Origin of the sequence: Psychrobacter sp. TWP2-1-2, from assembly GCF_049896785.1 — a bacterium.
Lineage (GTDB): Bacteria > Pseudomonadota > Gammaproteobacteria > Pseudomonadales > Moraxellaceae > Psychrobacter.
This window is the reverse complement of the sequence record NZ_JAFCVA010000008.1, coordinates 43,603-64,264: the sequence shown is the minus strand read 5'-3', so window position 1 is coordinate 64,264 and position 20,662 is coordinate 43,603. Positions and strand designations below refer to the sequence as shown.

The window sequence follows — 20,662 nt, the reverse complement described above, 5'->3', positions numbered from 1 at the left end:
GTTTGGCTCACCCGCGTTTAAAGCGGTATAAATAATCATAATAGAGTGGCTAGCATAACAGAGTGCTAAGGATGCTTGCGATATCTAACATACAACCAAGGAGTTTTATCCATGTCTTATGAGAAGGTTATCGTCCCAAGAGACGGCGAAAAAATTACCGTAAATGCTGATCTGTCGCTAAATGTACCCAATCATCCTATCATCCCGTTCGTTGAAGGGGATGGTATCGGGATCGATATCACGCCGGTCATGATAAAAGTGGTCAATGCAGCAGTAGACAAAGCTTATCATGGCAAACAGTCCATCATTTGAATGGAGGCTTATCTCGGCGAGAAAGCCGCTAAAATATATGATGGTGACTATCTGCCAAGCGAGACGCTAGAGATTTTAAAAGACTATGTTATCAGTATCAAAGGTCCATTGACCACGCCAGTTGGCGGTGGTTTTCGCTCATTGAATGTGGCGGTACGTCAAGAGCTTGACCTCTATGTGTGTCAGCGCCCAGTTCGTTGGTTCGAAGGTGTACCAAGTCCTGTTCAACATCCTGAGCTGACAGATATGATCATTTTCCGTGAAAACTCAGAAGATATCTATGCAGGTATCGAATGGAAAGCGGGCAGTGAGGATGCTAAGAAAATCATCAAATTCTTAAAAGAAGAGATGGGCGTTACGAAGATCCGCTTCGATGATGATTGCGGTATCGGCATCAAGCCAGTATCCAAAGAAGGTTCGCAGCGTCTGGTGCGTAAAGCCATTCAACACGCTATCGATAATGATTTGCCCAGTGTGACTTTAGTGCACAAAGGCAATATTATGAAGTATACCGAAGGCGCATTTAAGGAATGGGGCTATGAGCTGGCCGCAGAACGCTTCGATGCAGAATTATTAGATGGTGGTCCTTGGATGACAATGAAAAATCCAAAAACAGGCAATGATATTATTATCAAGGATGTTATTGCTGATGCCTTTTTGCAGCAAATCTTGATGCGTCCTGCGGATTATTCAGTCGTTGCGACGCTAAACTTAAACGGTGGTTATATCTCTGATGCCCTAGCAGCCGAAGTGGGCGGTATTGGTATCGCACCAGGCGCTAACAAAGGCGGCGCAATTGCGGTTTATGAGGCAACTCATGGCACAGCACCTAAATATGCGGGTCAGAATAAAGTAAATCCTGGCTCATTGATTTTATCAGCTGAGATGATGTTACGAGACATGGGCTGGACAGAAGCCGCTGATCTCATTATCAGTGGTATCCAAGGTGCGATTGCAAATAAAACAGTCACTTATGACTTTGAGCGCCTCATGCCAGATGCTATCTTGCTCAGTACTTCTGAGTTTGGTAAAGCGGTTATCAAGCACATGGATGTTTAAAAAGTATATAGCACTGAGTCAGCAGTTATCAGAATTTTATACTATTGATAAAAGTATCAATATTCACAAAAGTATCGCTGAACATAGCAATGTCAAAAAGCCACCTACAGTTATGTAGGTGGCTTTTTTATTGGCAGTTTTTTGCTGTTTATAAGTGATATTTCAAAAGTAACGTTTTAAACGTACTGTCTTATGTTCAAGCATAAAAAACACCGCTTAAGTCTGAGACCTAAGCGGCGTTTTTATTTTACCTAACTGGGTTCAAAAGTCTTTATAAATAAAGAAAATTAAGCCCAATTGTTTGCTGTATTAGCACACAACTCCATTACAATGAGGCGATTGCTGCATTGAATAGCGTGCTTGGACGCATCGCTTGTTCAGCCAATGCTTCGTCTGCCAAGTAGTAACCTTTCAGGTCCACAGGCTTGCCTTGAGCTTCATTTAGCTCCTTGACGATAGCAGCTTCGTTGCTCTCAAGTTTTTCTGCCAGCGGTGCAAATTTTGCTTTTAGATCAGCATCTTTATCTTGTGCCGCAAGCTCCTGTGCCCAGTACATCGCCAGATAGAAATGACTACCACGGTTATCGATTTCACCTGTTTTACGCGAAGGACCTTTGTTGTTTAACAACAGTTTTTCTGTCGCCGTGTCCAATGTATCCGCCAAGATTTGCGCTTTAGCATTGTTATCGTGACTGGCCAAATGCTCCAAAGAGACGGTCAAGGCTAAGAACTCACCCAATGAATCCCAACGTAAATGGTTTTCCTCTAACAATTGTTGAACGTGCTTAGGTGCAGAACCACCAGCGCCCGTTTCAAACAAACCGCCGCCTTTCATTAATGGTACGACTGACAGCATTTTCGCACTGGTGCCTAATTCTAAAATTGGGAACAAGTCAGTCAAGTAATCACGTAAAATATTACCGGTCGCAGAGATAGTATCCAGACCACGGGCAACGCGCTCTAGCGTATAACGCATCGCACGAACCTGTGACATGATTTCAATATGCAGGCCTGTAGTATCATGATCTTTTAAGTAAGTTTGAACTTTTTTGATCAGCTCGTTTTCGTGCGGACGGTAAGGGTCTAGCCAAAAGATAACAGGCGTATCTGATTCACGGGCACGGCGTACGGCAAGTTTTACCCAATCTTGGATAGGCTCATCTTTAACCTGACACATGCGCCAAATATCGCCGTTTTCAACCTGCTGCTCAAGCAATACCTCATCAGTATCTTCATCGACAATACGAGCCAACCCTGAACCACTCGCCTCAAAAGTCTTGTCATGCGAGCCATACTCTTCGGCTTTTTGCGCCATCAAACCAACGTTAGGAACCGTACCCATCGTTGTTGGATCAAAGTTACCATGCCATTTACAGAAGTTAATCATTTCTTGATAGATGCGAGCAAAGGTAGATTCAGGCATGACTGCTTTACAGTCATACATTTTGCCATCAGCGCCCCACATTTTACCGCCTGAACGAATCATCGCTGGCATAGACGCATCAACAATTACATCACTTGGTGAATGGAAGTTGGTGATACCTTTTGATGAATCAACCATCGCTAGGCGTGGACGATGCACTTGGCAAGCATGTAAATCGCGTTCGATTTCTTCACGCTTACTGGCAGGTAGCTCAGCGATTTTTTCGTACAAACTTGCCATGCCGTTATTGACGTTGATACCTAACTCGTCAAAGAAAGCGCCATGCTTATTAAAGGCATCTTTATAATAAGTTTTGACCGCATGACCAAACACGATAGGATGCGACACTTTCATCATCGTGGCTTTTACGTGCAGTGAAAACAAGATACCAGCTTCGCGGCAATCTTCCATTTCACGCTCATAAAACTCAAGTAGTGATTTTTTGCTCATAAACATCAAGTCGATGACTTCTTTGTCCAGCAAGGCAATGCCTGTTTTGAAGACATGAATAGTGCCATCTTCAGCGACACGTTCCATACGTACAGTACGTGCTTTATCCAAAGTGATAGATTGCTCACCAGCATAAAAATCGCCACTGTGCATGTGCGATACGTGGGTCTGTGACCATTGCTTCCATTCACCCATAGAGTGTGGATGCTTGCGTGCATAGTTTTTAACCGCTTTTGGTGCACGGCGATCTGAGTTGCCTTCACGCAATACTGGGTTGACAGAACTGCCCAAGCTTTTGCCGTAACGCTTACGGATCTCTTCTTCTTCTTCTGTCTTAGGATCATCTGGAAAGTCAGGAATAGCGTAGCCTTTGCTTTGTAATTCTTTGATACAAGCTTTTAGCTGCTGAACAGAAGCACTGATATTAGGCAGTTTAATGATATTGGTGTCTGGATCTTGAGTCAGACGACCTAGCTCAGCCAGATTATCAGGAACGCGCTGCTCTTCCGTTAGGTACTCTGGAAACTCAGCCAACACACGGGCAGCAACAGAGATATCACTGGTTTCAACTTCGATGCCTGCTGTTTGAGTAAAGGCTTTTACAATTGGCAAAAATGATAAGGTTGCTAGCGCTGGTGCTTCGTCAGTTTTTGTATAAATAATTTTAGACATTAGTTGGGCATTCCTTTTAGTTGTAATTAATAATAAGGCTCAAATATAAGTTAATCATTCCATGCAGCTCTGATGTAATAATGGATCATGCAACGATACTAAATAATGTGTCGCGAGCTTTTTGTAGCCAGTTTCTTGGAGACCATCGAGTCTGCTTAGAATTTTTCTTCGTTAAGCGGCAGTTTGACTGTCTTGTCTGAACGACCTGCTCATATGAATGACTTAAAAATAGAGTGCGGACGCTACATCATAGTTAACTGATTATAAATCTGATACGATGTCAATATCGCATAATGAACTAAGTGTAGTGTTTTCGGTTGTTTCTAATATGTCTTAATTACATTAAGCTGTTAAGAGCCTTATTCTACCAGTCATCGATAAAAATTTCATCCTTTCTATACAAACACTGCCTGCTAATACTCGTCATAAAACGATGAATAATACAATCATTATTCAAAAAACTGCCAGTCATATCATAGATATGAGTCGTGACTAAGTGATTCTTACTCTTCTGTCAGACATGAGCTGACAAACCAAATTATCTATGTTTTAGAGATGACTGTATTGGGATAGCTTTTATTATCGAGAGTGCATTGTTACCTATTTTATCCATAATATCTGACAATTATGAGAGCATAATTGTGACAGAGTTTGAGTAGAATTTTGCTAGGCTAGTCATATACAAAACAAGGTATAAAAAACTACGCCCATATAAAAATAAATAGTGAGTATTATGAGTTTACAATATGCATTACTCAATGACACCAGCTGGCAGAGTCAAGCAGACTGGCAAACCCCCGATACCCCTTTTATGTCGTTTGCCTTTTGGCAAGCGTTAGCTGACACTAGCGCGATTGGTGAGCAGGCAGGCTGGTTGCCGATATTTGTGTTGGTACATCGTGTCGCAGATAGTCAAAGCGACAGCTCGATAGACCACGCTGATCATAGTGAAAACCATAGCGAAAACCATTCTGCGATTAACGAAGCTGCGCAAACAGTCGCGCATCCTGTGGCGGTGTTACCAATATTCCTCAAAGGTCATCATCGTGGCGAGTTTGTGTTTGACCATTCATGGGCAGAAGCCTATGCGCGTTATGGTGTGGATTATTATCCAAGGCTGGTTACCAGCGTGCCCTATACACCGATTACGGGTCAGCGGCTTTGGTTGGCAAAAGGTGAGACGTTAACCTCCGATATTATAAAAGTAGCTATCGCAGGCATCGATGATATTGCTCAGCAAGTAGGTGCCTCAAGCTGGCATGGATTATTCATCACGCCTGAGCTGGCAAAGATTGCGACGGCATCTATGCCTACTGATATTGATATAGCGCATTTGCTAGCCGCTCAAGATAATGGTTTAGAATCAACCGCAATTGACATGCCTATACTGGAACGTCAAGGCTGTCAGTTCTTATGGCAAAATAAAGACTTGCTACAAGACTGTCAACCGTTTGCTGATTTTGAAGCATTCTTAGCGACGCTAAAAGCCAAAAAACGCAAAACCATTCGTGCTGAGCGTCGTAAAGTTGCGGAGCAAGGCATCATCTGCCAACGCAAATGCGGTGATGCTATTACCGATGAAGACTGGAAAGCCTTTTATCATTGTTACGTGATGACGTATGCAGTACGTGGACAACAGCCTTATTTGACGATAGATTTTTTTATAGCACTGGCAGCGACTATGTCTGAGCACTTAATGCTCGCACAAGCGTTAGATTCCTCTGGAGAAATTATCGCCAGTAGCTTGTTTTTATACGATGATCGCCATAGCGAAAATGCCACTCTTTATGGTCGCTATTGGGGAGCACTGGGTGAATACGACAGCTTACACTTTGAGCTGTGTTATTATCAAGGTATTGAGTTTGCCATCGAGCAAGGGCTTAAGTATTTTGATCCGGGTACGCAAGGGGAGCATAAGCTGGTTCGTGGTTTTATTCCAACGACGACACACTCTATCCACCGTATTTATGACCCACGTTTTGTGCCAGCTATCGCCAATTTTTGCGCCCAAGACCGTGAGCACATGGCGCAGTATCGTCAGCAAGCATTTGAGGCATTGCCCTTTAATGCGGATAATATGCCAGCCTTTGATAACAATCAATAGGCTTTGCTTAATACGCCTAACGCTCGCTTTCTTTTTTATTATTATGTCACTATTAGCCGTTAACTATGTCCAGTACTCAATTTTTTTGTCCTACCCATTTGTCTCCTCCTAGTGAGCTACTCTCGTGGCTCAATGTCGCAGGCTCTCTCACGGCAGTGTTGGAAGTGAAAGCAGGGCAGCCCTTGCGCGTGGAGCGCAGCTTTGAGGGCTACCGATTGCTGTCATTGGCACAAAAAAAACAATTGAATGTCACAGGTGCCATGCTAAATCGTCCCATGCTAGCATGGGTGCGTGAAGCGCAACTATATGGCAATGACGCGCGCCCGTGGGTGGCCGCGCAAAGTATCTTTCCGTTACCCAGTCTCAAAGGTAACGCCCGCCGTCTACAGCAGCTCAAAGGCACGCCCATCGGTTATGTGTTATTTAAACGCAGCCGGACTTTGCCCAATCAGCGTTTTATCCAGCAGACAAGTGAGGGTTGGCAACGGCAAACACGTTATGATTGGTATGGTCGCCAGTTGCTGATCAGCGAAACTTTCTTGCCAGCATTTGTCGCTACTGACAGTTGAATATCCGTTAAGTAGCCAGTCAATAGATAAATATCGCTAATAATCTGCTGACCAACAACAGGCTAGGAGCAGGATGATATCGGTAAACCATTTATTTTATTGGCTATTTATCTGCGTTATATCACCATTTAATTCACTCAGCTTACAGTGAGGTTTTTTTGCGCTCACCGCACAAATTTTCATGTTACACTTAATGTTTAGCGATGATTTTGATGCCAACGCGTATCGAGTTTATTGCCGAATTGGACAAGTTAATGACAGGCCTATTGCCTCTGCTTACTCCTACTTATCTTTGCTAATAGACTCAATTCACAATAATGGTCATACCATAAAACTGAGCGTAAAAGTACCGCTGGTACTTTGAGCGACGTTGACACAGTAATTGTTTTATTGTGGGCAGCCTATAAGCTTCTTTTCAACGACATTTTTCAATGACAGTCACTACCTAGGACATCACTATGTTTAAAGATATTTCTATCAAAGATTTTGATCCAGTACTTGCTGAAGCGATGGCTGCAGAAAGCGTTCGTCAAGAAAACCATATCGAATTGATTGCGTCTGAAAACTACTGCTCGCAAGCAGTGATGGAAGCGCAAGGTACAGATCTAACCAACAAATACGCTGAAGGCTATCCTGGTAAGCGTTATTATGGTGGTTGTGAGCATGTAGACGTTGTAGAGCAATTGGCGATTGATCGTGCAAAAGAGTTGTTCGGTGCTGAGTATGTCAACGTCCAGCCACATTCTGGTAGCCAAGCAAACTCTGCCGTATTTTTAGCGTTACTTGAAGCAAATGACACCGTACTAGGCATGAGCTTAGACGCAGGTGGTCACTTGACTCACGGCGCACACATTAACTTTTCAGGTCTGAACTACAATGCTGTACAGTACGGCTTGGTCGAAGGCACTGGTCTTATCGATTATGACCAAGTTGAAAGTTTGGCAAAAGAGCATAAGCCTAAAATGATTATTGCTGGTTTTTCAGCGTATTCACAGGTAGTCGATTGGGCACGTTTCCGTGAAATCGCTGATGAAGTTGGTGCTTATTTGCTAGTAGATATGGCACACGTTGCTGGTCTAGTTGCTGGTGGTGTTTATCCAAACCCAGTACCGTTCGCTGATGTGGTTACAACAACTACGCACAAAACCCTACGTGGTCCACGTTCAGGTATGATTTTGGCACGTGATGAAGTACTTGCTAAAAAGCTCAATTCTGCCGTATTCCCAGGTAACCAAGGTGGCCCGTTGATGCATGTCATCGCGGCAAAAGCGGTTTGCTTTAAAGAAGCGTTAGAAGATAACTTTTCTACTTATCAGCAGCAAGTGGTTAAAAACGCTAAAGCGATGGCAAAAGTGGTTCAAGACCGCGGCTATGAAATCATCTCTGGCGGTACTGAAAACCATCTCATGCTGATCAGCCTAGTTAAGCAAGAAATGACGGGTAAAGAAGCAGACAAATGGCTTGGCGATGCGCATATTACTGTGAATAAAAATGCCGTACCAAATGATCCGAAATCTCCGTTCGTGACTTCTGGTATCCGTATCGGTACGCCAGCAATCACTACTCGTGGCTTCAATGAAGCGCAAGCGGGTGATTTGGCAGGTTGGATTTGTGATGTACTAGATAGCCGCGGTGATGAAGCCGTCGCTACTGAAGTACGCGGTAAAGTAGAAGCGATCTGCAAAGAGTTACCAGTTTACGAAAAAAATCAGTAGTTTTTGTTTGAGCAGTTTTAAACGTTGGTTAAAATAAAAACCGCTTAGCTGAATGGCTAAGCGGTTTTTTTATGGTCAGCTCACTTCTGTTTTGAGATAAAATATACTGCCTTCTTTTTTAACAAGTATAACGCCTTTATTAAAAGGCTTTATAGCATCTTGATTCTGCGGAATAATGGCGATTTCATTATCGAAATATCCTAATTGTGCGTCTTGTTTCACACTGGTGATATCTCCTTCAAAGTACCATAGGCTATCTTCTGAAAATTTGGTTTTGTTATCTACTACAGCTAAGGCATTGCTTTGCTCATTTTCTAATTTAAAGGTCGTTGCACCTTTTAGAGCTTCATCCAAAAAATTAATATACGTTAAATCTAAAAACTTAAGGTCATTGAACTGTACTGGCACAATCTCTTTACCCAGTTTATCTACCAAGCCTACTTTAGTCTTTTTGGTGACATGAGCTATACCATTGGTAAAAGGCTCAACCTTATCGTATTTAAAGGGAACAACGGTTTTATTTTTGGTATCAATAAAGCCGCATAATCCGTCTTTTTGAGCGGGTGCTAAACCTGCTTCAAACGTATCAATTTTATCGTATTCTAACGGTATGACCACTTGGCCAATTTGATTGATTAGCCCCATCCTACCGTCTATATCAACTGCTAATAAGTCTTTATCAAAATGCCAAGTATAATCATACTTTAGAGGGATAATTATAGCTCCTGTCGTATCTATAAACCCTGATTGACCATTTTTAGTGACAGGGGCAAGACCTTTATTAAAATCCAAAACATTCTCATATTGCAAGGGGATAACTGCGTTACCTAACTTGTCAATGAAACCATATTTATCATCCTTTTTAACCCACGCTAGACCATCAATAAATACACCAGCCTCATCGTATTGTGGTGGTGAGATGACTTTGCCTGACGCATCTAAAAAGCCAAATTTATCTGCTTGAGAGATATGTATAATGCCGTCGGCAGTGTGAGAGATATTGTCGAATTCCACAGCCACAATGACGTTGCCTGCACTATCGATAACCCCTCTTTTATTTTCTTTTGTGACGATAACTAACCCTTGACTAAAGTCTTCGACAGAATCATATTCTGTAGGTATGACCTCATGACCCGCTCTATTAATAAAGCCAAACTTATCATTCTTCTCAACGCGGGCTAGCCCTTCATCGAAAACTTCAATAGCACTGTACTGTATAGGAGTGATTTTATTTCCGCTTTGGTCGATGAGACTCCATTTGCCTTCTTTTTCTACCCGTGCGATACCCTGCTCAAAAGAGTGAGCGCTATTAAACTGCTCTGGAATGACAAAATCTCCTTTTTTATCAATAAATCCATAATGATCATCTGAGGATGGATAGTGTTCAGTCATGGTTACACTGGCTAAACCCTCATTAAAAGAGGTTGCATTGCTATATTGTAGAGGGATGATTTCATTGGCCTGTTTATTGATGAATCCATATTTTCCAGCCTTTTCGACGACGGCTAACCCTTCAGAAAAAAAGTTTACATAGTCATACTGGATAGGGATAACAACCTCTTCAGCTCTATTAATAAAACCCCATTTATCATCTTTTTGAACTCTTGCCATACCTTCAGAAAAAGACCCAGCATTACTATATTGTAGTGGGATGACTTCCTCTCCAGTTTTATTGATAAACCCACTGTTATTGTTTTTCTCAACCATTGCTAAGCCTTCAGAAAAAGACTCAACATTTTCATATTGTAATGAAGCAATAGTGTTGCCCTTTTCATTGATAAAGCCCCATTTATCTAGCATAACGATATTTGCCAATGGGCGAGATGTCGCGACAGCGGCCAACCCTTCATTAAAAGATTTAGCCTTATCATATTGCAGTGGTACAATGATTTGTCCTGAAGCGTCAACATAACCATATTTGTCGTAATTATATGGGCTTTTAAAAGTAGTACGCATTACTCGTGCTAATCCTTCACTTAAGCAATCAATACTCTCGTAGTTTGCGATAGGTGGCTTTTTACATACCTCGGTCAATGAGTCATTTGCCCAAGCAATTTGTGCAAATAACGTTGTCGCTAGAGCGAGGCTGACCTTCAGTTTTGAGAAAATCGGATTAAAGAACATAAATATCTACAACAGTCATCATTAGTTCAATAGTAGGTAGACAACTAAGTTAAGTCCAGACAAATATTCTCATCCGTTACTGTACCTGGTTTATGCTAAAAATCAGTAAGTCTTAATTATTGAGTTTTAAGCTTGAAATAAAAAATCGCTTAGCATTTGCTAGGCGGTTTTTTTGTGTCGTAGAAAATAGTAGCTAATCCTTCTTCAGCGCATGACTGTCTTCTAATATGCCCATAAACCTCTCATATAACCAAGGCTCAGCATCATCGATGGCTTGGTTATATATTTTAGAGCCAATCAAGTCCACTATAAAATCGAATAAGAACTTGGCAGGCAAATTACCGATATCCAAATCAAACTCTTCGCTCATATAATCTCTCAAATTATCTAACAGCGCTTCTTCCTCTTCTTTCGATAACTTGATAAGTTTGTCTTTACTCATATCATTCTCTCAATACTAGGTAATGATCTAGCTTAGTTCAATCATATCTTTATAGGAAGGTTGAATAACCAATAAAAAGGCTGGGTTACGATAGCGTAGCCCAGCCTTATTCAGGTTAATTCGACTTTATTGCTTATAAAATTACATAAACGGCAGTTTAGTAAATATCTGCAAGATCGTCGCGTTGACGATATCGACGAAGAAAGCACCAACCATTGGCACAATCAAAAACGCCTTAGGCGAAGGCAGATAGCGATCCGTGACCGCCTGCATATTGGCAATCGCCGTTGGCGTCGCACCCATACCGAAACCACAATGTCCAGCTGACAAGACCGCTGCATCATAGTCTTTACCCATCACCTTAAAGGTTATGAAATAGACATAAACAACCATAATGACCGTCTGTACCAGTAAGATAATCAACACAGGACCTGCCAAATCAGTCAGCTGCCATAGCTTCAATGACAGCAGCGCCATGGCTAAGAACAGACTCAAAGAAGCGTTACCAAATACGTCGATAGAGCGATCAAACATATCAAAATTAAAGATAGTGGTTAAGACATTACGAATAATCACACCACCTGCCAACGCCCAAACGAAGGTAGGTAGCTCAAACCATGTGCCTTGGGCAACAAGCGTCATGACATCGGCGAAAGCCAACGCTGCGGCAAACAATGCCAATGTCTCAATAGTAGAAGAGGCGGTGATAAAGCGCATGCTATCAGGTCTTTCAAAAATTTCTTTATTGCTACTCGCCGAATCTTCATCATGTTTAGTGCTATAAAGCGACTGCGCACCAGCGACTTTTTCGATGTCACTAGGATTGGGATTGGCGGGCGTTGGTTTTAACCCCAGCTTTTGAATCAGGCGACGAGCAACAGGACCACCAATGATACCACCAGCGACTAAGCCATAGGTGGCAACAGCGATACCAAGTGTCGTTGCACCGACCACACCGTAATCTTGCTCCAAAGTGATACCCCAAGCGCCTGCCGTACCGTGACCACCAGTCAGGGCGATAGAACCTGTCACTAATCCAAGTAGTGGATCAAGTCCCAACGCGCTTGCCATGGCCACACCAACGACATCTTGCAAGACGATAAAAACGGACACAACGATGGTAAAAATCAACAATGGCGTACCACCGGCTTTGAGTCTACTAAAATCAGCACTCAAACCAATAGAGGCAAAAAACATCAGCATGGTAGCCGTCTGTAATCCTTGATGAAAGTTAAAACTATATCCCCAAATGATATTTAGAATATAGACCACTATTGCTGCGACCAAACCACCAGCAACAGGCTCTGGAATGTTAAAATCTTCTAAGAATTTAATTTTCTTGACCAAAAAGCGCCCAAGCAGCAGCACTAGAGTGGCTAGTATCAGCGTGTAATAGCCGTTTAGGGTAATTTCCATATATTAATCCTTTCTATAAAAATAAATTAACCTGAATTCGGGATAAATATGGTTTTATCTCGAATTCAGGTTTGTGTGGTGATTGGCGACTAGGCATCATCCACGGACGGCATAATAACCCATAATTGCGGCTTGCCAAAATCTCTGTAGGCATCTTCAATGATGCTTTTGAAAACATTAAAATCTTCGGTGTTTATTTTTTTCACCGCTGTTAGATCCAGCATCAGGTGAGTCACTTCGCTATCCGTTAAACAGTCCCATGCGCTATCCCAGTTATGTGAAAAATAGCTGGGAAAATCACAGGCATTGGCTAAGTTTGTTAATAATGTGGTTTTATTGAGTATCTCGTCTACTGGTATGTTAACAGTCTGAGCGGGCATGCTAGCATTTAGTGCTGTAGTTTTTTGGTTAATATCTTGGTCAAAACCCAGATTAATATAGTGGATGGCTTTACTCATATTATTTTACGTCCAGTCTGCGAAAGCTGTCATAGTGATCAACGGTTAAGTAATACACGGTCGGCGGATGACCACCTGTGACGATACGCCGTGCACCGCGATGTGACACGCCAGGGGTCGGCACGGTATATTCGCGGTAGTAGCCTTGTGACTGCGTGGGCAACCTGCCCTCACGATTATAAAATGTCGTGCCATCTTTATGAGGATAAGGAAAGGGCCCGCCTCGTTGAATAAGGGCAATGGTATTGTCTATCTGAGCATCGCCCGTGACGCCGCTTGTCTTTGCTGGCTGGGTCTCTGATGAGGTTTCTGATACCGCCGTTGGGTCAATACTATTGGTCAAAAACCCAGACGACAAATCACCAAAAAAGTAAACAGCAACGGCAATAAGGGCAATCAAACTAAATAGGGTAGATCCTAAGCTTCTCTTGTTTTGATTGCCACGCTGACTATGACGATTGTCACGGGTAGTGTGTCGCGGGTTTTTGTTATTATCAGTAGGGTTGTTTCGGCTGCCATTATTTGAATGGTGATTGGCTATATTTGAGTCTGGAGTGGCTAAAATACTCAATTCGTTGGAAGTGACTTCAGTGGCTCGTAGTTGGTTTTTATCATTACGCTCACTATTAAAATAGACGCTTTGACCGATGGTTATCGGCTGTGATAATCGCACTTTACTCACATGAAAAAACACGTCTTCACTTTGGTTGTCTACATCGATAAAGCCATAGCCTTTATCTGAATTCCAGTGCTTGATTTTACCACTCTGCATAAGCCCACTTTCCTATCGCATGTTTTGTTATCGTGCCGCATGACTTCTATCATATACATAGTTTTAATACCGCATATATAACATATTTGACACTACTAAAAAACGCCAGCAATTGAGCTGGCGTTTTTTTGTGGATTATACGTTAAATGAGAGAGTGGATGATAGGCTAAGCGATAAGACGTTAGGCGCGAGTCTCACCATGACCATACACGATCCATTTTTGTGAGGTGAGACCTTCAAGTCCTACTGGACCACGAGCATGGATTTTATCGGTCGAGATGCCAATCTCGGCACCCAATCCATACTCAAAGCCATCGGCAAAACGGCTAGAGGCGTTAATCATGACGCTCGCCGAGTCGACTTCACGGATGAAGCGTTGCGACTTGGTATAGTTGTCGGTAATGATAACGTCGGTATGATGGCTGCCATGAGTGTTGATATGTTCAATGGCTTCGTCAATACCTGACAAAACTTTTACCGCTAAGATAGGCGCTAAATATTCGGTATCCCAATCCTCAGCAGTGGCCGCAGACAGATGTCCAGCAAGCTTAGCATTGTCATTTAAGATGGCTTGCGACTTGTCATCAAGGCGCAGTTGCATCGCATCATCAGCGGCGATGATGGCTTCGGCAATCTTAGGTAATAGCTCACCCGCAACTGATTCGTCGATCAATAGCGTCTCCATGGTATTACACGTACCGTAGCGATGGGTTTTTGCATTGACGCTGACTTTGATGGCGATTTCGGCATCCGCATCACTATCGATAAAGGTGTGGCAGTTGCCATCTAAATGCTTGATGACAGGAACGCGAGCATCGCGGCTGATACGCTCAATCAACCCTTTGCCACCGCGTGGGACGATGACATCGACATAATCTGTCATGGTGATCAGCTCGCCGACAGCAGCACGATCTGTCGTTTGTAATACTTGCACACTGTGCTCAGACAGCCCGACTTTTTGTAGTCCTTCCAAGATACACTTGGCAATCGCTTGGTTGGATTCAAACGCTTCAGAGCCGCCGCGCAAGATAATAGCGTTGCCTGATTTTAGCGCCAATGAAGCCGCTTCTAAGGTCACATTAGGGCGCGACTCATAAATCATGCCGACCACGCCGAGCGGCACCCGCATTTTACCCAAATGAATCCCTGATGGCTGATAGGTCATGTCGGTGACTTCGCCGATAGGGTCTGGTAATGAGGCGACGTCTTTTAACCCTTGGAGCATACCGTCAAAGCGGGCATCATTTAGTTCTAAGCGATCCAGTAAGGCTGCCTCTAAATCGTTGCTTTGTCCATTATCCATATCGATTTTATTGGCGGCCAAAATATCTGATTTGGCCTCTTTTAACACATCATGAATCGCTATTAATGCTGAGTTTTTGTCACCAGTGTTTGCCGCAGCCAGCACACGAGAAGCCGCTCGTGCTTGTTTGCCGACAGCTTGCATATAGGCAGTAACGTCTGTGGTATTCGATTGACTCACAAATTATTTTCCTTATGTTATAAATGTTTTAAGCAAATGAAAGCGCCCAAAAAGGCGAAAATGTGGCAAAAAGATGATTTTGATACCTATCAGGTATTATGCTATTTAACATAGAGGAGATTGAGGCGATAGTAAAGATGATTTTGTGAACAGTGCCTGCTTTACATAGCGTTTATGAGCATTGTCGTCGCGTCATTTTACTGACTTTACCATTACTGAGTCCTTGCCACTTCATGATACAAACATCATTTTAGAGAAAGCAAAAATACAAGCCTTCGGTTACGTGGTTTTAACAGAACTGTGTTGTAACTACTAAGGTAGCTAGCATTAATCATACGTATAGTAGAGCTTAACGGTGCATCAAAAAGCAATTAAAGGGCAGACATTCATGTACGAATGGTTGCTCGTCAAATACAATTCAATAAATGAAATAATGATGGAGAATAAAAATGGCTATTAGAAATGACAGTATCGACAACACCACGCGTAAAAGCTTACTGACAGTTGGTTTGGTTGCCGCGGCATTGACATTGGGCGCTTGCAGTAAGAAAGAGGAAGCCCCTATGGAAACTGCTCCAGCCGTTGATGCACAAACAGCAGTAGAGGATGAAGCTACTGGTGTTGCGACAGCAGGTGATGGCGATGATATTGCAGTTGCTAGCGCCGATGATGGCATGGCAGTGGATAATAATGATGATGTGGCGGTGGCAACAGCAGATGACGCCGAAGTGCTGGATGGTACTGAGAGCGAAGAACATGTCTCGACGTATTAAATCGCTACTTTGATTAACTGATTATTATTAGTTGATGATATAAGCGAATAAAACTAGATAATCAGATAAAACTACGCCCAGTACACGAAAGTGATAAAATAAGGCTCAGCGCTGTAAATACAGTCTGGGCTTTTTTATATTAGGGCGTGTCTTCAATTCACTCAATAGTCATCTAAATGGGCTAAAAATGGATAAATATTGCCAAACATCGTCAAATAGCTTGTTAATATCCCGATATTATCTACGCTATTTTTCTTGTTTGACGGCAATTTATCTCATTTTTATCTCCATTTTTGAAATGAAGACACGCCCTAGCTATTTAGTGGCTTATTAATATTTATTTACCACTGATTCAGCGTTGATTGAGCATCTGGTTCAATACAGGATTTGCCTTTTTGCTGTGTAATAAGAGACAATGTGACATTTTTTCTATTTGTGTCACGAATCATTGCCTTATCACAATAATGCTATGATTGATGCTGATACTATTTATGCTGCCTATGCCGCTATTTTTTATTCATTTTTATTCGTGTTTTCACTCATATTTATTGGAAGTCTGCTGAACCATGCTTGATATTGCAAAAGATCCGACTCGGCCTATCGCCTTAGATTTACAAGACGTCCATAAAAGCTATGGCTCATTGGCAGTTCTAAAAGGAGTGTCCCTTACCGCATATGACGGTGATGTCATCTCTATTTTGGGCTCATCAGGCTCAGGTAAATCTACCTTGCTGCGCTGCATTAATTTGCTCGAAAAACCCAATCAAGGTCGTATTATTATCGGTAATGATGAGCTGATGCTTAAGCCTGCCAAGTCAGGTGAGCTGCAAGCGGTCGATATCAAGCAATTGGAAAACTTGCGCGCGCGCGTGGGTTTTGTCTTCCAAAACTTTAACTTGTGGCCGCACAAAACGATTTTGCAAAACATCATCGAAGGACCAACGCAGGTTTTAAAGATTAAAAAAGATCAAGCCATTAGCGATGCTGAAAAACTGCTCGATAAAGTCGGTTTGCTTGATAAAAAAGACGCCTATCCAGCGAATTTATCTGGTGGTCAGCGTCAGCGTGTGGCAATTGCCCGTGCGCTTGCCATGCAGCCACAGGTGCTACTATTCGATGAGCCAACCTCAGCCTTAGATCCTGAGCTGGTCAATGAAGTGCTCGCCGTCATGCGTGAGTTGGCAGAAGAGGGGCGTACTATGCTTATCGTCACCCATGAGATGCGTTTTGCGAGAGAAGTATCAAGCAAAGTGGTGTTCTTGCATCAAGGCGTGATTGAAGAGATTGGCACGCCCGAGCAAGTTTTTGATAATCCTACCTCTGAGCGTGTCAAAGACTTTATGGCATCGCATCGTCAGAACTAGCCTCGTATTTAGTATCCGTTTTATATGCAAAAATGGGGTGGTAATATTCTTACCACCCTATCGTCATTTTATTTTAAGCATAAAATTACTGCTTAGTAAGCAGCGTTGACCGTTTATTACTCGTTAATAACAGTCGGTATGTAAAACGTTTGTTTTTGATATTTTACTCAGGTATTATCAAAAGGTTTACAGGTGGTCGATAATGACGGCTGCTTGTGTATTCTGCTATCTATATTGCTTGTCTGGCAGGGACGTCAGAGAACAAAATATCAGAACCCTACATTAAAAACCCATCAGAATTTAAGGAATGTATGATGTCGAATTCTCGCCTATTGTGGTCATCGATGACCGTTACCGCCGCATTGATGCTGAGCGCCTGTAGTCAACCGGCTAATGAAACTACTGATAGCAACACTGACGCCACTGCAGCAGAAACGGCTGGCAAGACCATTCGTATCGCGACTGAAGGTGCTTACCCTCCTTTTAACTACACCAATGCTGATGGCAGCTTGGCAGGCTACGATATTGACGTTGCCAATGCCTTATGTAAACAGATGCAAGCCAAATGTGAAATCGTCGCTCAAGATTGGGATGGTATTATTCCGGGTCTTTTAGCACAAAAATATGATGCAGTGATTGCGGGTATGTCTATTACACCTGAGCGTCAAGAAAAAGTCGACTTTACCGAGCCTTACTTTGCCAATACGATGGTTTGGCTGACCGATACCAAAGGCAGTTTTGATCCTATGGCGATCAAAAACTTGACACTTGGTGGTCAACGTTCAACCACGCCTGGCGCTTATTTACAAGATAACTATGAAGGCAAAGACGGCAATACTGTGCAGTTGTATGACAATTATGACAATGCTTATCTGGATCTAAAGTCTGGTCGTAGCGATGCAGTATTGGCGGAAAAAGTCTCTGCCAAATCATGGTTGGCAGACAACCCTGAAGGCTTTGGTATCGTTGGTGACGAAATTGACAATGACGACAATATTGCCATTGCTGTTCGTAAAGGTGACGCACTCAGAGACGACTTTAATAAAGCACTCAGCGAAATCCGTAGTAACGGTGAGCTGGCACGTCTTGAGCAAGCGAACTTTGGTCAATAATCTTCTGATTGAAAAATGAAGGAATAGCAAACATGACAATATCAATGACATCATCATTAAAAACTAAGGTGCTTTGGCTTGCGCCATTAAGTGCCGCGATGCTTATGCTGGCTGGTTGTAATAATAGCACCACGCCAGAAGATGGTGCGGCAGCTGACACCACAGCCGATGCACCTATGAACATAAAAATTGCCACCGAATCAAGCTATAAGCCGTTCAGTTATACCGATGCTGATGGCAAGTTAATTGGTTATGAGATTGAGCTGGTCGACGCTCTGTGTGCACAAATGAAAGCGAAATGTGAAGTCATCTCACAAGATTGGGATGGTCTCATTCCTGGTCTAAATGCCCAAAAATTCGATGCAATTATCGCAGGTATGTCGATCACGCCTGAGCGTAAAGAAGTGGTTGAATTCACTGACCCGTACTTTCACACCGGCATTATCTTGATTGGTAAAAAAGGTGATGACATTCGCGTCGATGCATTAAAAGGTCAGCCCATTGCCTCACAGCGCTCAACCGTCGCTTCACAGTACTTGCAGGATGAACATGCAGATGCTGATATCAAGCTTTATGATACCCAAGATAATGCGTATCTGGATCTGACTTCAGGTCGCGTACGGGCAATGATGTCCGATAAAGTCACTGGCATCGATTGGCTAAAAACGGATGCTGGTAAAGACTATGAAGTAAAAGGACAAGAAATCAGCACCGACGAAGATGCCATGGGTATCGCGCTTCGTAAAGGCGATCCATTGGTCGCTAAGTTCAATAAAGCGTTGGCTGAATTAAAAGAAAACGGTACTTATGACCAAATCACAGGCAGCTATTTTGGCACCAGCTCTACCGCTGCTGCGCAAAAAGCCGTGGCAACCACCGACGTAAAAGAAGTGATGGTGGTTGAAGGTGATGATGCTGTTGAAGTGAAAGAAGAATCAGCTGAAGCGGCGACTAACTAATATCATAGCTCATCTCTGTGCTCGGCTGATATGGCTGTCACGTATGGCGATATTCACTCATAGAGATGAGTGTTATTTTACTCACAAACCCCAAGGATGATCATGAATAACCATTTTGACCAACACCGTGCAATCGCGAACGCATCCGTTATCAATGGCATCAAGGCGCGACGTTTTTCAGCGCCCTTGCTTGCGATGGCGGCGCTTTTAACCTTAGCAGGGTGTAGCAATGGTCAAAATGATGCAAATGATGATGTCAGCCCAGACGCCGCTGAGACCGCAGCGACGGGTGATGTGTTACGTATTGGTACCGAAGGCGCTTATGCCCCCTTCAACTATACCAATGCGGATGGCACCCTTGGTGGTTTTGATGTTGATATTGCCAACGCTATCTGTGCCGATATGAAGGTGACGTGTGAAATCACGGCGCAAGATTGGGACGGTATTATCCCCGGTCTAAAAGCGGGTAAGTATGATGCGATTGTGGCCGCTATGTCGGTGACGCCTGAGCGTGAGCAACAAGTCAGCTTTACAGAGCCGTACTTTAGCAATACCTTGGTGTTTTTGGCCAGAAAAGACAGCAGCTTCGATCCCAGTAATAGCGATGATATCAATGCGCACTCTATTGCCGCTCAGCGCTCGACCATTTCTTCGCAGTGGTTAGAAAAAGTTTATCCAAATGCTGATATGAAGCTTTATGACACGCTCAGTAATGCGTTTTTGGATTTGGGTTCGAATCGTGTCGATGCGATGGTGTCTGATAAGCTGCCAGCGCTAGAATGGCTTGGCTCCACCTCAGGCAGTCAGTATGCGCTCAAAGGTCAAGAGATTGACATCAATGATAATTTTGCCATCGCGGTGCGTCCAGGCGATGCATTGCAAGCAAAAATTAATAAGTCATTGGTCAATATTAAAGCGGATGGCACTTACGATAAAATCAATCAAAAATATTTTGCGATTCCAGCATCAAGCTCGACGGTCACTACTGAGCCGACAGAAAAACCTGCTGAATAAGTCTTAAAATATGTTTAGCACTGTTGCATCGTAACCGTGAGAATGGTGATTTTTAATAGGTTAATTTGAATTCCATTTCATAGGAAGGGTATTGCTTCAATAGCGATATCCTTTTTTTGTTTTTTATAAAAAATAGTTTGGTCTTGTGATATTGACTGTTCGGTTTGTAAAAATATGACTAATCTAATGCATTTTTAAGAAGATAAGCGTCTATTTAAGCACTGCTTTTACGTGTGAGTATTAACATAGCTGGCAGCGAATATGATAAAATCAGCGCTCATTTCTACTGTGTCAATTTCCGCCGCAATAATCGTATTGATTTGACGTCCATCTATGACGCAAAGTACCAAGGTCTATTTGGTATAAAATACGCTTATCAGCAGCGCTCAGCGATTGATGCTGATTCTTTTAACTCATATTTTGCAAATTGCTAATATAAAG

16 protein-coding genes and 1 pseudogene are annotated in these 20,662 nt (G+C 42.8%); 10 read left to right on the top strand and 7 right to left on the bottom strand.

The annotated features are described in order from the left end of the window. Nucleotides 1-111: 111 nt before the first annotated feature. Nucleotides 112-1,371, top strand: a pseudogene (icd, locus tag ACP7AE_RS09020) (NADP-dependent isocitrate dehydrogenase). A gap of 325 nt (nucleotides 1,372-1,696) precedes the next feature. Here the strand turns inward: icd and ACP7AE_RS09015 are convergent. Next, nucleotides 1,697-3,916: an NADP-dependent isocitrate dehydrogenase gene (locus ACP7AE_RS09015; RefSeq protein WP_055123469.1), complete on the bottom strand. Its 2,220-nt coding sequence runs from the start codon at nucleotides 3,914-3,916 to the stop codon at nucleotides 1,697-1,699. A gap of 733 nt (nucleotides 3,917-4,649) precedes the next feature. On the opposite strand from ACP7AE_RS09015, the gene ACP7AE_RS09010 reads away from it, so the two are divergent. From ACP7AE_RS09010 to glyA, 3 genes are all read left to right on the top strand, one after another. Further along, a complete protein-coding gene (locus tag ACP7AE_RS09010) occupies nucleotides 4,650-6,020 on the top strand; it encodes a GNAT family N-acetyltransferase (protein ID WP_426242645.1) in 1,371 nt (456 codons plus the stop codon). Nucleotides 6,021-6,085: 65 nt separating this feature from the next. Further along, nucleotides 6,086-6,589: a chorismate--pyruvate lyase family protein gene (locus tag ACP7AE_RS09005; protein ID WP_426242643.1), complete on the top strand. Its 504-nt coding sequence runs from the start codon at nucleotides 6,086-6,088 to the stop codon at nucleotides 6,587-6,589. A 458-nt stretch (nucleotides 6,590-7,047) separates the two neighbouring features. Beyond that, nucleotides 7,048-8,304: a serine hydroxymethyltransferase gene (glyA, locus tag ACP7AE_RS09000; RefSeq protein WP_055123466.1), complete on the top strand. Its 1,257-nt coding sequence runs from the start codon at nucleotides 7,048-7,050 to the stop codon at nucleotides 8,302-8,304. Nucleotides 8,305-8,379: 75 nt separating this feature from the next. On the opposite strand, the gene ACP7AE_RS08995 is transcribed toward glyA, so the two are convergent. The 6 genes from ACP7AE_RS08995 to ACP7AE_RS08970 form a co-directional block, all read right to left on the bottom strand. Then, the gene (locus ACP7AE_RS08995) at nucleotides 8,380-10,428 is read right to left on the bottom strand and encodes a WG repeat-containing protein (protein ID WP_426242641.1); all 2,049 of its coding nucleotides are present in this window, start codon (nucleotides 10,426-10,428) and stop codon (nucleotides 8,380-8,382) included. A gap of 193 nt (nucleotides 10,429-10,621) precedes the next feature. Next, entirely contained in the window at nucleotides 10,622-10,870 is a 249-nt protein-coding gene (locus ACP7AE_RS08990) for a DUF2164 domain-containing protein (RefSeq protein ID WP_045443523.1), read from the bottom strand. Between the two features lie 141 nt (nucleotides 10,871-11,011). Continuing rightward, entirely contained in the window at nucleotides 11,012-12,286 is a 1,275-nt protein-coding gene (gene gltS, locus ACP7AE_RS08985) for a sodium/glutamate symporter (protein WP_045453577.1), read from the bottom strand. Nucleotides 12,287-12,375: 89 nt separating this feature from the next. Next, nucleotides 12,376-12,744, bottom strand: coding sequence for a barstar family protein (locus tag ACP7AE_RS08980; protein WP_045453580.1), 369 nt, complete (start codon nucleotides 12,742-12,744; stop codon nucleotides 12,376-12,378). A 1-nt stretch (nucleotide 12,745) separates the two neighbouring features. Continuing rightward, nucleotides 12,746-13,516 carry a ribonuclease domain-containing protein gene (locus ACP7AE_RS08975; protein ID WP_426242639.1) on the bottom strand — a complete coding sequence of 257 codons (771 nt, stop codon included), beginning with the start codon at nucleotides 13,514-13,516 and terminating at the stop codon, nucleotides 12,746-12,748. A 181-nt stretch (nucleotides 13,517-13,697) separates the two neighbouring features. Beyond that, the gene (locus tag ACP7AE_RS08970) at nucleotides 13,698-14,999 is read right to left on the bottom strand and encodes a glutamate-5-semialdehyde dehydrogenase (RefSeq protein WP_270894755.1); all 1,302 of its coding nucleotides are present in this window, start codon (nucleotides 14,997-14,999) and stop codon (nucleotides 13,698-13,700) included. Nucleotides 15,000-15,448: 449 nt separating this feature from the next. On the opposite strand from ACP7AE_RS08970, the gene ACP7AE_RS08965 reads away from it, so the two are divergent. From ACP7AE_RS08965 to ACP7AE_RS08940, 6 genes are all read left to right on the top strand, one after another. Beyond that, a complete protein-coding gene (locus tag ACP7AE_RS08965; RefSeq protein WP_201539821.1) occupies nucleotides 15,449-15,772 on the top strand; it encodes a hypothetical protein in 324 nt (107 codons plus the stop codon). A 566-nt stretch (nucleotides 15,773-16,338) separates the two neighbouring features. Next, nucleotides 16,339-17,136 (top strand): ABC transporter ATP-binding protein, encoded by a 798-nt coding sequence (locus tag ACP7AE_RS08960; protein WP_045443533.1) that lies wholly within the window; start codon nucleotides 16,339-16,341, stop codon nucleotides 17,134-17,136. Nucleotides 17,137-17,447: 311 nt separating this feature from the next. Next, on the top strand, nucleotides 17,448-18,248 hold the full coding sequence (locus tag ACP7AE_RS08955; protein ID WP_173936682.1) for a transporter substrate-binding domain-containing protein: 801 nt from the start codon (nucleotides 17,448-17,450) through the stop codon (nucleotides 18,246-18,248). 32 nt (nucleotides 18,249-18,280) lie between these two features. Next, nucleotides 18,281-19,207 (top strand): transporter substrate-binding domain-containing protein, encoded by a 927-nt coding sequence (locus ACP7AE_RS08950; RefSeq protein WP_201539820.1) that lies wholly within the window; start codon nucleotides 18,281-18,283, stop codon nucleotides 19,205-19,207. 102 nt (nucleotides 19,208-19,309) lie between these two features. Continuing rightward, on the top strand, nucleotides 19,310-20,221 hold the full coding sequence (locus ACP7AE_RS08945) for an ABC transporter substrate-binding protein (RefSeq protein WP_426242636.1): 912 nt from the start codon (nucleotides 19,310-19,312) through the stop codon (nucleotides 20,219-20,221). 233 nt (nucleotides 20,222-20,454) lie between these two features. Continuing rightward, nucleotides 20,455-20,655 (top strand): hypothetical protein, encoded by a 201-nt coding sequence (locus ACP7AE_RS08940; protein WP_426242634.1) that lies wholly within the window; start codon nucleotides 20,455-20,457, stop codon nucleotides 20,653-20,655. Nucleotides 20,656-20,662 lie beyond the last annotated feature (7 nt).

Coding starts and splice junctions, on each gene's coding strand:
- ACP7AE_RS09015 (WP_055123469.1), bottom strand. CDS start 3,916: ATGTCTAAAATTATTTATACAAAAACTGACGAAGCACCAGCGCTAGCA.
- ACP7AE_RS09010 (WP_426242645.1), top strand. CDS start 4,650: ATGAGTTTACAATATGCATTACTCAATGACACCAGCTGGCAGAGTCAA.
- ACP7AE_RS09005 (WP_426242643.1), top strand. CDS start 6,086: ATGTCCAGTACTCAATTTTTTTGTCCTACCCATTTGTCTCCTCCTAGT.
- glyA (WP_055123466.1), top strand. CDS start 7,048: ATGTTTAAAGATATTTCTATCAAAGATTTTGATCCAGTACTTGCTGAA.
- ACP7AE_RS08995 (WP_426242641.1), bottom strand. CDS start 10,428: ATGTTCTTTAATCCGATTTTCTCAAAACTGAAGGTCAGCCTCGCTCTA.
- ACP7AE_RS08990 (WP_045443523.1), bottom strand. CDS start 10,870: ATGAGTAAAGACAAACTTATCAAGTTATCGAAAGAAGAGGAAGAAGCG.
- gltS (WP_045453577.1), bottom strand. CDS start 12,286: ATGGAAATTACCCTAAACGGCTATTACACGCTGATACTAGCCACTCTA.
- ACP7AE_RS08980 (WP_045453580.1), bottom strand. CDS start 12,744: ATGAGTAAAGCCATCCACTATATTAATCTGGGTTTTGACCAAGATATT.
- ACP7AE_RS08975 (WP_426242639.1), bottom strand. CDS start 13,516: ATGCAGAGTGGTAAAATCAAGCACTGGAATTCAGATAAAGGCTATGGC.
- ACP7AE_RS08965 (WP_201539821.1), top strand. CDS start 15,449: ATGGCTATTAGAAATGACAGTATCGACAACACCACGCGTAAAAGCTTA.
- ACP7AE_RS08960 (WP_045443533.1), top strand. CDS start 16,339: ATGCTTGATATTGCAAAAGATCCGACTCGGCCTATCGCCTTAGATTTA.
- ACP7AE_RS08955 (WP_173936682.1), top strand. CDS start 17,448: ATGATGTCGAATTCTCGCCTATTGTGGTCATCGATGACCGTTACCGCC.
- ACP7AE_RS08950 (WP_201539820.1), top strand. CDS start 18,281: ATGACAATATCAATGACATCATCATTAAAAACTAAGGTGCTTTGGCTT.
- ACP7AE_RS08945 (WP_426242636.1), top strand. CDS start 19,310: ATGAATAACCATTTTGACCAACACCGTGCAATCGCGAACGCATCCGTT.